Genomic DNA, 11,406 nt, shown 5'->3' on the forward strand with positions numbered 1-11,406 from the left:
CCTTTTTAAATACGCGGTTCCAATACACTTTTGTCTGCTGCAATGATCTCGCCACTCTCATTATTCTGCAGGAGCGCAATCACTTCAAGACCTGCCGTTTTTACTCCGGCAGGAATGGATATTTGTCCGGTTCCGCTGGCTTTTCCATTGAGATTAACAGTTTGGATCGCCCGGGTAATTTGCACGTGCGATAATGTCCGTCCGGCATTTTCGCCGCTTCTCACTTTGCTTTCCGCCGTCTTCTGCACAAGCGTAAGTATCAGCGATGAATTGGTTATAGGCCCGTTAATTTTATAATTAACAGAAACCAGCTCGCCGGTTGATTTCACGTTTTCCAAAAGGATTGTTGAGTAGACTTTTCGGGCTAATGCTTCGGCTATGGCCTTGCGCATTGTCGCTTCCTGGGACCCAACAAATTCAGTCCGTCCATCCACGACGGCCTGCGGGGTATAAACGCTAGAAAGTTTCAGCAAACTTGCATATTGGCGTTGTCTTTTGGTGAATGCGGGATCGCTGAATACATCTTTCCAGCCCAGTCGGTTCCAGTAATCGACATGAAAAGCGAGGATATATACTGGTTTGTCCGCGTATTCTTTCTGAATCCGGGCAGCCAGTTTGTCAGCGGACGGGCAGCTAGAACAACCTTCCGAGGTGAACAATTCTACGACGGCAAAGCCAGGATAACCTTCACTGCTATTTGCGACTTTAGGTGTGCCGCTGTGTGGGTTAAAGGCTGCAAAGAAAAGACCGAGGCCCAATATGAAAAATGAAACTGCCAATGTTTTCATTGTTATGAAGTTTTAGTAATAATTAAACGAAATGATCATGTGGCCAGACTAGTATCCGAGATGGATAGTAATTTATTCAATTTGGTTTACTCAAAAGCGCTGATCCGAATAAATGATTAAACTGCTGACAATGGATCAATGCATATTTATATTCGACGAAATCAGGCGCTCCGTTTATTTCGTAAACCTGCGTTCCGCGCGTCGATTTTAATGGGCCCAGATCGATAAAGTCTTTTGGCGTCGCCTGCTTCGACAAATACACGTGCAGGTCAGGGCCATTATTAGTGCTGAATTGGTCGAGGACCAGGCTATATTTTCCGTCAGCAGTAATGATCCGGGCCGTACCTGACACAGTTTCTCCGCCTATTCCCGTAAAACTTCCTTTTACATTGACGACCGCCATACTGTCCACCGTTTCCATTAAAGGCTCGACCGGCGTGTTCTCTTCTCTTTTGCAACTGACAAAAATGAGCCCGAGTATAAAAACGAAAATAATATTTTTCATGCTTTCAGATTTTTTAGTTTGAAAATTAAAAAGAATAGGAAACGCCGACACCAAAATTATTGGCTTTGTTTCTAAAACGGTCAATTACAGTGCCGTCGGCAGCAGTTTGCCTCACACTTCCGGCTGTGTATTCGGTGAACAAAAATTGATAAACCGCCCTTACTCCCCATTTGTTATTGATCTGGTATTTGAGGAAAAACTCGGAATTCAATGATCCCTGGTCATGGTCGCCCGTCAGCAAAAGATTGAATGCAGTTGGTTTTGAGGCCGCATCGGTGCTGGTCCGGCCATTGCTTTGAAAAACGGAGGAAGACTTCTGCCCGAATGTCGCCCCGATCAGATCAATATTAAACCCAGCACTCAACTTCGGGCTGAATCGGTAGCCCAGGTTAATGGTTACATTCAGTGCATTGACGAACGGGCGCTGGACGGTCAGGGTATCCCAGTTTTCGGTTTTTTGCCCGGCAAAGAAAATCACAAATGGTGTTGTAAATGAGCGGGTAAGCCTGGCTGGCCCAGCGGTAGTGTAAGTGAGCTTTGTGCCTGCGACGCTCGTCAACCGCAGGCCCAGGCCAGCCTCGATTTTTCTCTTTTTACCAATGCGCCAGTTGTAAACATAGGACAATGCCCCGGAACCCTGGGAGCTGCCAATCGTTCCGGCGAGGTCGATAAACTGGTTTGTTTTGGCAGGCTCAATTTGCTGGGCGCGCAAAGTCATTGGGCCGGCAAGTAAACAAAAAAGGCATGCGATACTTGTTTTCATACTATTGATGAAGTGATGATTGATTCAGTTTTGAGTATCCCGGCCCTTTGGCCCTTTAATAAAAACAACAGGTTGTCTTTTTCAAAAAATACAAGCAGGGCACAGCTGACAAAGACAATGAGCGCGTAAATAAACAACTGGCCACCGTCGCCCTTTACTTCTATCCCCAATACGGTCAGGTGCGAAACCAATGCGCCCGAGATTACTCCCAATGCAATAAAAGCGCCAATGCCGGTAGTGGCGGGAATGAGAATAAGTACGGCCGCGATCAATTCCGCAACCCCGGAGCCGATCCGTCCCCAGGGCTCTATCCCCAGTTTTGAAAAAATATAAACAGACTCTTCGGCCGCCGTAAATTTGAAAAACAGTGTTTGAAGTAAGATAACCGCCGCTACTATACGCAGCATCCAGAATACGATTTTGTTCGGTTTATTTGACATTTCAGCTTATGGTTTGTTTTTGATATCTACCCAATTTTTATCCGCTTTCTCAATATACCCCGGCATATCCTTGCTCCACATCTCCTGTACCTTCTTGTTGTAATTGAAATAAAGCTTGTTGTCTTTTACCGTCCAGGTATCGGTTTCGGTGGGTGCTTTGTGGCCGTCTGCAGTTCCGTAGGCGCAGTAGCCGCCGTATTGGGGGGCGTATTTTTCAGGATCGCTTTTGAACATGTCCAGGTTGGCCTGGTTTTCGAAAAGCCAATTGGTGTCTTTCCAGTTGTAGGTAAATTTTTCACTGCCTTTCATGGCCTTTGCCTCGGTATGAAATGCGACGACGTCGTATCCTTTGATCGCCATGCCGTCTTTTTCAAAAATTTCTGATTTTTGGGCGAATGCTGTTGCGGCTGTAAAAAAGAAGAACAGTGCTAATAAAATTGAATTTTTCATAAGAATGTTTTTTGGAAAGAGTGGAATGGCTATTTGGATATTTTGACCCAGTTGGCGTCTGCTTTCTTTTTCAGGCCGGGCTCGTCTTTGTTCCAGGTTTTGAGCGTGTTGTTGAAGTATTTGTTGTAAAAGAGATAGAGTTTTCCGTTGAGCACCTTGAAGGTTTCCGGGTCAACTTCAACCTTCTCGCCACTTGCTCCCATGGCATAGGCACACCAACCGCCATATTGCGGCGTGTATTTCGCAGGATCCTCTTTGAATAGATCCCGGTTTTTGGCCGACGCAAAATAGTAGGTAACACCAGCGTCGGAAGCTGTAAAATCTTTTTTGCCTTCGGTCGCTTTCCCTGCCGTGAAATACGCTACCGGATCATAGCCTTCGATAGCAAGTCCCGATTTGGAGATGTTACCTTGTTTTTTGGTATCCTCCTGCGCGAAAACGGGCGTTGTGATGATCGCCAGAAATAGAATAATAATGAACTTTTGCATGGTATTGGGTCTTGTTGGTTATTTATTTTCAGAGACCGGGGCCGATAGGTTGAGCTCAAAGTCTAGCTTCACTTTGTCGGACATTCCAAGCGTATTTCCGCCGAATTTCCAGTCCTTCCGGTTGATTTCGACCGTTCCTTTGATGACGCCATTAGGCCCCGTTTTCGTAAATGTGAAAGGGATTGTAACTTTTTTGGTGACCATTTTGAGCGTCAGATCAAATGTTCCGGTATATCCCGCAGCCGTTTTCTCAATTTTAGTAGACTTCATCGCAATTCGGGGATATTTGGCTACCTCGAAAAACTGGTCTTTCTCTTTTAAATGCCGGTCCCTCAGGCTGTTATTGGTCGACAGGGTAGCCGCGTCCACACTTCCCGAAATGCTGGCCGCTTCCGGATGGGTGGGGTCAAAAACGATGGTTCCTTTAAATCCTTTAAAGGTTCCGTCCACATCGGCCCCAAACATGCTGGCCTGAAACGCCGTACTGGCGGTTTGCACATTCCATGTTTGCGCCTTCAGCAGGATTGGGGCGACGATGCAGGCGGTAAGCAACAAGTACTTTATCATAGGTTAGGTTAATTTGTTTATGCTGTTTGCTTATGCTGTACCGTGGAATACGCGATCCCGAAATTTTCGGATAACCGGATATGCCGGAACTCGACTTTCACTGCAATCGCCATAATCGCCATGTGGTGCACCGCGTGCTCCACATTATAAAGCAGCTCGCGGTAGAAAGTTGTCGTGATCTTCACATCGTTTCTGGCATCGGATGAGTAAGATGCTTCCAGTTTGAGCACCAGGTCTTCTTTCATCATCCTCATGAGCACGATAAGCTCTTTCATTTTGGAAATCGCTTCACGCGGATCGTTTTCAAGCAGCAGATTGCGTTCCCGTTTGTCGTAATTCAGTTTGCCGGTGTTACCTGCCCGCACGGCCAGATCATAAAATTCGAGGATATGCCTCAAATGGCGTCCAACCGAATTGGTTGACAGCAAATCCAGGTTTCTAGTGTATTCATCCCGCGAAAATTGTTCCGTCACCTCAATGAGCTGACTCAAAATCCCGATGGAAACATCTTGTAATTTCATAGCTTCAAAATATGTTTTGACTTGCGTTCTTTGAATCCTTTACTTCAAAGGATATGCCTGTAAAGTCCAGGCGATTGAAAAAGGCCTTTGGAAGCTGAATTCGCAATATTTACAGATTTTCTGGTGCTGTGCCAGGAAAGCAGGTTTACGATATTTCGTAACCTTCCTGCTGTTTCGTAACAAAGCAGCAATACTTCTGGGGATGCAGAGGTCGCTGAGAATTTGAAATTGCAGCAATGTGCGCCTTAATCAGCGATATTCGCGAGAAGCCACTGCGGAAAGAGGTTAGGAACAGATATTGAGTTAGTTATCGTATATTAAGATGAGTGATCCACCAGGACTCTGGTATTTTATGGAAATTTTTAAAAGGTTGTTTTTAGTATTACTCTTCATTGCGCCGGTCTTTTGTAAGGCCGTTGTTGCGCAGGGTGTTGGAACACCAATAATCCAGCATTTTAGCCCGAAACAGTATAACGGACATCCCGAGAATTGGGCGATCGTACAGGATAAGCGAGGTATCCTTTATGTGGGCAACCAAAGTGGCGTATTGGAATATGATGGAAGCAAATGGAAGCTGATCGAAGTGCCGGGGACGGCAGTTAAAGCAATCGGTGTCAGTAAGGAGGGAGTCGTATATGTGGGAACCTCCACAGACTTCGGTTACTTACAGACCAGGCCTGGAGGACAAATCCAATACATATCGCTTAGTCAGAAATTGTCCGTGGCGGAACGCAGCATTTTGCCTGTCAGCCGTTTATTCAGCGATTCAACAGGCATTTATTTTTGTACATCCCAAAAAATATACCGTTACAAAGGGAAAAATGATTTCAGGATCTGGACGGCCAAAGACCGGTTTCTGACAGCGAATTTTATCCGAAATACCTTGTATGTGCAGGAGTCAGGAGGCAAGCTCATGCAACTGGTTTCCGATGAGCTCAAACCGGCACCCGGTAGTGAGCAGTTTGTAAATCTCAGAATTCAGGCAGTGCTTGAATATCCTGGGGGCCGACTGCTGGCTTTAATGGAGAAAAACGGTCTGTTTATTTATTCACCCAAAGAACCAGCTTCCAGGCTGCAGCCATTAGAAACGGCATCGGACGAATGGCTCAAAAATTCGGGTATAACCAGTGCCATTTGCTCCTACAATGCCAAGTCGAAATCGTACCTGTTTTTCATTGCAAGCCAGTTTGGCGGCATCCGTATCCTGAATGAACATGGGGCAGTACAAATGCAGCTGGACGCGTCGACAGGGTTTAACCAGAACAGCATCGCCTCCCTGTACCTGGACAAGCAGCTTTCCCTTTGGGCGATGACTGGCAGCGGGATCTGCCAGATCGGATATAACCTGCCGGTCAGTAAGTTTGGGTACAGCAAGAATATTAATTCGACGGTATGGGGCATTACCCGCCATGAAGGTCGCTTATATGTCGGTACCGGGATCGGATTGCTTGGCTGGAACGATTCGAAGGATTCTTTCGAGCCCGTGGCCGCCATTAGTTCTGCATGCCGGACTTTGCTTTCGGATGGCACAGACCTTTATGCAGGTACTTCGGAGCGTATTTTCAGGATACGCGACAGCAAAGTAGTTCAGGTACTTTCAACCGGCGGCGAGTCTGTTTATGCGTTATTAAGGCCAAAATCTCAAAGTGACATGCTTTTTGCCGCGCTTTCTAATGGGGTATTCTTATATCGAATGAAAAACGGTTCCTGGCAGGAAGTAGGCAGCATTAAAGGACTGGCTGCTGACTGCAGGTCGTTGGCGGAAGATCCGGATGGTACGATCTGGGCAGGTACAAACAAGAACGGCTTTTTTAGGATTGATTTAAAAAATGCCCCGAAAGCGGATTTATCCCATATCCGCATCGGTGAAGGGCTGAATGACCTTTCATGGAACTACGTTTTCCCGACCGCCGGAGCGCCCCGGTTTACTTCTAAAAATCATCTCTACGAATTCAGTCGCGAAAGCAAAAAGTTTGTGGAAATAGCCAGTTTTCAAAACCTGCTCCGTGATTCGGTGAACAGTGCACCTTACTTTGTGGAAGATAGCGCGCGAAACTGGTGGTTTGCAAGCCCGCTGGGCGTTTTGAGGCAGATGCCCGATGGAAAAACAGAGTGGGACAGCCTGAGCCTGATGCCGATCCAGCGGACAGGCTACTGCATTTATCCTGAAAAAACAGGCATTGTATGGGTTGGAAATGACGAAGGCCTGTACAGGTATGACGGTATCCAAATGGCGATGCACCCCTCTTATCCGGTCTTAATCAGGGAAGTTCGTTTGCTCTTAAACGATTCATTACTAAATATTTCGGATCAAAAAGTGAATCAGGCGAATGTGCTGAGAACACCACTGCCTTATAATTTGCGCGACATTTCTTTTCGGTTTGCCGCCACCAGTTATGTGGGTGAAACCGGTAACGAGTTTCGCTACAAGCTTATCGGAGACGGTGTTATGCCCACGGACCTTGTATGGTCGCGGTGGTCTAAGGAAAGCTGGAAGGACTACACCAATCTGCCTCCGGGACATTACGTTTTCCATGTGATGGCCCGAAATCCGTACCGCGAACTAAGCCAGGAAAGCAGCTTTGCATTCGACATTCTGGACCCCTGGTTTCGGACCTGGTGGGCGTATCTGTTGTACGTAATTGGAGCGACTATAATGGTTTACATACTGATCTGGTGGTATACCAGGCGTTTAAGCAACGAAAAAGCCAAACTCGAAAACCTGGTCGATAGCCGGACAGCCGAGGTGGTCATGCAAAAAGAAGAGCTGGTGGAGCAGGCTGCACGCCTTCAACTGGCGAAGGAAACCGCAGAAAAGGCAAATCATGCCAAAAGTGAGTTTCTGGCGAATATGAGCCATGAATTAAGGACACCGCTGAACGGTATCCTGGGGTTTGCGCAGGTACTTCAGCGTGAGCCAACATTAAATCCAAGCCAGGAAAAGGGGCTTACCATTATCCGGAAAAGCGGTGAACATTTGCTGAACCTGATCAACGAGGTCCTGGATATTTCAAAAATAGAAGCGCAACGGCTTGAAATTCAAAGCAATACATTCAGTCTTACAGGCTTGCTCCATGATACGACCAGTCTGTTCCAATCCAGGGCGGAAGAAAAAGGGCTTTCTTTTCAAATGATCATGGCCGGAGACCTGCCCGAAATGGTAGCGGGCGACGAAAAACGTGTTACCCAGGTATTGAACAACCTGCTCGGGAATGCGGTCAAATTCACAGAAAAAGGAGGGGTTATCTTTCGGGTTACCGGCGAAAAACTGAATGCTGATTTTAATAAGACGAAATTCGAAGTGGAGGATACGGGCATCGGCATTTCTGAGGAATATTTGGGTGAAATATTTCTTCCTTTCCACCAGGTAAGGGACCGGCGGCTGTTTTCGGAAGGAACGGGTCTCGGGCTGGCGATCGCGAATAATCTGGTGGGCTTAATGAACGGAACGCTGGATGTGACAAGCAAGGTAGGGCAGGGCAGTGTCTTCACTTTGGGGCTGGTGTTCAGACAGGTAGCGGGAGAGTCCGAAACAGCATTGTCGGAACGGGACATTATGGGATACGCCGGGGCCAGAAAGACAGTCCTGATTGTGGATGATCATGCCGAGAACCGGATGGTCGTGCATGAATTGCTGGCATCGCTTGGGTTCCTCGTGCTGGAAGCTTCTGACGGGAAGGACGCGGTGGAACTTGCGGTTACTTCGGTCCCCGATCTGGTGATCATGGACTTGGTCATGCCGCGCCTGAATGGTTTTGAGGCAGTTTCCCAAATGAGGCAAAACCAGGCATTGGCCAATACAAAGATGATCGCATTTTCGGCCAATGTTTTCGAACCTAACCAAAAACGCAGCCTGAATGAGGGTTTCGACGATTTTGTGTCCAAACCCATCGATGTAGCTGCATTGCTTTGCTCGATCGGAAAGCTGCTGAACCTGGATTGGGCTTATGCGAACCTGCACACGCCCGTTTCCGCGACGCAAACGGAGGATTTTCAGGAATCAGCCATGCAACTGCCGCCGAATGCAGCATTGGAAATCCTTAGGGACTTTGCCATGAGAGGCGACATTCAGGGGATTTTGGATTCGTTGGGCCAAATAGAATCGGAGAATTCCGAGAGTTTTGCTTTTGTAAAACAGGTGCGTAAGTGGGCGGTGGAATTTGATATAAGGAGGATTCGGCGGTATTTGGAGGGGATTGTCAAAACAAATAGTGATACTCTGACCAGCTAGGACTGCAACCTGTAAAGGATAAAGGAAAATCAACTTAACTATAAACCATCATGAAAGCAGGGATATTATGTATTTTTTTAGCCGTTTACGGCCTTAATCTGGGGTGTTCGGGGACGAAACCAAATGCATCCGAAAAAAAGACAGCTGAGGAGAACGAAGCAAAAGCAAGTCGGGGACTGCTGGATGAGAAAGTGGCGGCGTTTCTGGTGGACGCGGCAGATGCGCGGATGATGGGTATCAAGGAGGGTACATTGGCTGTCGCGAACGGGACTACGCCCGAAATCAGGGCTTATGGAAAGCTGATGGAAAAAGACCAGGGAAAAATGATGGATGCGATCAAAAAGCTGGCCAAATCCCGACATGTCACGTTACCCCAAACAATCAGTGCGGACAAGCAGGATGGTTTTCAAGATCTGGCCAAAAAAGAAGGGAAAGATTTTGATTCAAAATTCATTAAGATGATGCGGATTGACCATGAGAGAGACCTGAAAAAATTCAAAGAAGCCACAACATTAAATGATAAAAGCGTAAAGCAGTTTGGCGATGCCTACATCCCTATGATCCAGGGCCATCTGGATCAAGTGAATGCATTGAAGGAATGAAGCGGTGTGGAATTGAATGACTTTGAAACCAGTTCTTATCTGGGTTATACAAGGTGCGGTTGGACCGAGGCAGCGCAGGAGGTGCGGGCCGAAGGAGATGATAAATTGATATTGGGTGATTCGCCGAATGAATTTGAAAATGAAGAGTGGACATGGTGAGTGAAATCCTGCAATATGAAGTCTATTGGATATCCCAGGACTCGACTTTGGGAAGTGAAATTGCGAAAACCCGTCCCTGCGTGGTTGTTAGCCCAAATGAACTCAACCAGTTTTTACCAACAATAATTATAGCACCGATAACATCTACGATAAAAAGCTACCCATGGCGTGTCGAGTGCATGGTTGGTGGCCGCAAAGGTGCTATTGCCACGGATAAGATGAAAGTCATTGACAAGGTTCGTATAGGATCGAAAATCAGCGCTTTGTCAAAACAGGAAATCACAGCATTGAAAGATGTGATGCGAAAGATGTTGATCGATTAGCACACTATTTTTTCTTCTTCTTCGAAGACTTTGCCTTACTATTAAAAGCCAAAGAAAGCTCAATCCAATAGTCAAATTCGGCTTTTGTTTTCAGGACATCCTGTTCAATGAGCACATATCCGATCATAGGCCGGTTTGTGAAATCCATCGTGCGGCATCCCGGTTTTTCGACGGCTGCTTCGTGAAAGGCAGGATCGATACGGCACATCAGTTCATCTTTGATGATCCCGACGCACATTTTGTCGTTGTACATGAATGTCAATCCGCCCATCATGGCTTTTTCTTCGATGTTCGGAAGTTCTGAAAGCCGTTCGCGGATGCGGGTTGCCAAATTAATGTCGTAGGCCATGAGTGGTTCGATAGCATCTTTCTGAAATTAATAAAGGCCCGAAAAAGCAGACCTACCTGATTTTCCTAGGGTCATATTACCGCAATTGCTCCAAAATCGCACCCCGGATCAAATCAGGCCACCGCCACGGTATAAAATGGTTCAGACGAAACATTACTTTTTTTCAAGATTCTGCCTGAAAGTTTAAAAAGTTAAATTTATTATTTATTGAAACTAATATCATCTGTCCCAAATGACCCTGTACAGGTAATGCTACCTCGATACTGTACATTCCAAGGGATTTGGACTAGTTTCGATGTAATGTTGATTCCAAAGCACTTTTTGCTCTTCTGAGTGGTCAGTTTTGCTCCGAATTCGGGTGGTCAATTTCGCCCGGAACAACTGGTCAATGACAATCGTCATTCTTCCTGACATTTCAGAATGCTCCCGAAATATCAGGACAAGCCTATTGACTTGCACAGTAAGCCATTGACGGCAAACGGTCTTTCCTGCCAAACTGAGGCCGTTTTATCTGGTTTTTTCTGGCTAGTATGGTAGTTGTCAATAAATAGTCAACCGATTGCTGATACACATTGGCTTTCGGGATGACTAAAAAGCGAACTTTTAAAAGCCCGAAACACCCAAGCATGACAAGGCATACCTACGATATCATTATCATCGGAACTGGTTCTGGTGGAGGAACAATTGCTCAGCGAGTTGCCCCGTCTGGTAAGCAAATATTAATTCTCGAACGGGTCGACTTTATCCCGAAAGAAAAAGAAAACTGGGACGTTACGGAGGTGGTTGTCAATGGGCGTTATCGCACCGATGAGGTTTGGTACGACAAAGGTAACCAGCCATTTAAGCCGTTCACCCACTACGTTGTTGGCGGCAACAGCAAGATGCATGGAACGGCCAGTTTCCGACTCCGCGAGTCTGATTTTCAGGAAACGCAACATCAAACAGGTATCTCACCAGCCTGGCCTCTGACCTACGCCGACTTTGCGCAATATTATGCTGAAGCCGAAGAATTATTCAGCGTTCATGGTGTACAAGGAAGCGACCCCACCGAGCCGCCAGCTAACGAATCCTATCCGTTTTGCCCGATTTCGCCCCGAACCGTTTGCGGAAGAACTGTACGAAAACGTTCGGCGGACGGGACTGAAACCATTCCTAATCCCGATGGCGGTCCGACTCGGTCAGGACAAACCCGGTTTTGAAGATAACGGGTAACGGAAAAA

At 46.7% G+C, this 11,406-nt stretch carries 14 protein-coding genes; 5 read left to right on the forward strand and 9 right to left on the reverse strand.

From position 1 onward, the window contains the following. Window positions 1-5: 5 nt before the first annotated feature. The 8 genes from FHS68_RS06945 to FHS68_RS06980 all read right to left on the reverse strand — a co-directional run bounded on the left by FHS68_RS06945 (window position 6) and on the right by FHS68_RS06980 (window position 4,522). The gene (locus FHS68_RS06945; RefSeq protein WP_167268426.1) at window positions 6-788 is read right to left on the reverse strand and encodes a DUF1223 domain-containing protein; all 783 of its coding nucleotides are present in this window, start codon (window positions 786-788) and stop codon (window positions 6-8) included. Window positions 789-864: 76 nt separating this feature from the next. Continuing rightward, window positions 865-1,293 carry a DM13 domain-containing protein gene (locus FHS68_RS06950; protein ID WP_167268427.1) on the reverse strand — a complete coding sequence of 143 codons (429 nt, stop codon included), beginning with the start codon at window positions 1,291-1,293 and terminating at the stop codon, window positions 865-867. 25 nt (window positions 1,294-1,318) lie between these two features. Beyond that, complete coding sequence (locus FHS68_RS06955; protein ID WP_208408188.1) at window positions 1,319-2,056, reverse strand: hypothetical protein; 738 nt, start codon at window positions 2,054-2,056, stop codon at window positions 1,319-1,321. After that, window positions 2,053-2,496, reverse strand: coding sequence for a DoxX family protein (locus FHS68_RS06960; protein WP_167268430.1), 444 nt, complete (start codon window positions 2,494-2,496; stop codon window positions 2,053-2,055). Before FHS68_RS06960 ends, FHS68_RS06955 begins: the two co-directional genes overlap by 4 nt. Window positions 2,497-2,502: 6 nt before the next feature. Then, window positions 2,503-2,946: a YHS domain-containing (seleno)protein gene (locus tag FHS68_RS06965; RefSeq protein WP_167268432.1), complete on the reverse strand. Its 444-nt coding sequence runs from the start codon at window positions 2,944-2,946 to the stop codon at window positions 2,503-2,505. Window positions 2,947-2,975: 29 nt separating this feature from the next. Then, entirely contained in the window at window positions 2,976-3,434 is a 459-nt protein-coding gene (locus tag FHS68_RS06970) for a YHS domain-containing (seleno)protein (protein ID WP_167268434.1), read from the reverse strand. Window positions 3,435-3,452: 18 nt separating this feature from the next. Further along, window positions 3,453-4,001: a YceI family protein gene (locus tag FHS68_RS06975; RefSeq protein ID WP_167268435.1), complete on the reverse strand. Its 549-nt coding sequence runs from the start codon at window positions 3,999-4,001 to the stop codon at window positions 3,453-3,455. A gap of 17 nt (window positions 4,002-4,018) precedes the next feature. Then, window positions 4,019-4,522 carry a hypothetical protein gene (locus FHS68_RS06980; protein ID WP_167268437.1) on the reverse strand — a complete coding sequence of 168 codons (504 nt, stop codon included), beginning with the start codon at window positions 4,520-4,522 and terminating at the stop codon, window positions 4,019-4,021. 322 nt (window positions 4,523-4,844) lie between these two features. Between FHS68_RS06980 and FHS68_RS06985 the strand changes: the two genes are divergently transcribed. Genes FHS68_RS06985 through FHS68_RS07000 form a run of 4 tightly spaced genes read left to right on the forward strand, consistent with a single transcriptional unit; the run spans window position 4,845 to window position 9,837 of the window. After that, window positions 4,845-8,753, forward strand: coding sequence for a hybrid sensor histidine kinase/response regulator (locus FHS68_RS06985; RefSeq protein WP_167268438.1), 3,909 nt, complete (start codon window positions 4,845-4,847; stop codon window positions 8,751-8,753). 50 nt (window positions 8,754-8,803) lie between these two features. After that, window positions 8,804-9,355: a DUF4142 domain-containing protein gene (locus FHS68_RS06990; protein ID WP_167268440.1), complete on the forward strand. Its 552-nt coding sequence runs from the start codon at window positions 8,804-8,806 to the stop codon at window positions 9,353-9,355. 12 nt (window positions 9,356-9,367) lie between these two features. Further along, the gene (locus FHS68_RS06995; protein WP_167268442.1) at window positions 9,368-9,514 is read left to right on the forward strand and encodes a hypothetical protein; all 147 of its coding nucleotides are present in this window, start codon (window positions 9,368-9,370) and stop codon (window positions 9,512-9,514) included. After that, the gene (locus FHS68_RS07000; protein ID WP_167268444.1) at window positions 9,508-9,837 is read left to right on the forward strand and encodes a type II toxin-antitoxin system PemK/MazF family toxin; all 330 of its coding nucleotides are present in this window, start codon (window positions 9,508-9,510) and stop codon (window positions 9,835-9,837) included. The genes FHS68_RS06995 and FHS68_RS07000 overlap by 7 nt, the downstream gene beginning before the upstream one ends. Before the next feature lie 4 nt (window positions 9,838-9,841). Here FHS68_RS07000 and FHS68_RS07005 read toward each other — a convergent pair whose 3' ends face one another. Beyond that, entirely contained in the window at window positions 9,842-10,186 is a 345-nt protein-coding gene (locus FHS68_RS07005) for a TfoX/Sxy family protein (RefSeq protein ID WP_167268445.1), read from the reverse strand. A gap of 626 nt (window positions 10,187-10,812) precedes the next feature. On the opposite strand from FHS68_RS07005, the gene FHS68_RS07010 reads away from it, so the two are divergent. Continuing rightward, window positions 10,813-11,385: a hypothetical protein gene (locus FHS68_RS07010; protein ID WP_229211789.1), complete on the forward strand. Its 573-nt coding sequence runs from the start codon at window positions 10,813-10,815 to the stop codon at window positions 11,383-11,385. The last annotated feature ends 21 nt before the right edge of the window (window positions 11,386-11,406 follow it).

Source organism: Dyadobacter arcticus (genome assembly GCF_011762185.1).
Classification (GTDB): domain Bacteria; phylum Bacteroidota; class Bacteroidia; order Cytophagales; family Spirosomataceae; genus Dyadobacter; species Dyadobacter arcticus.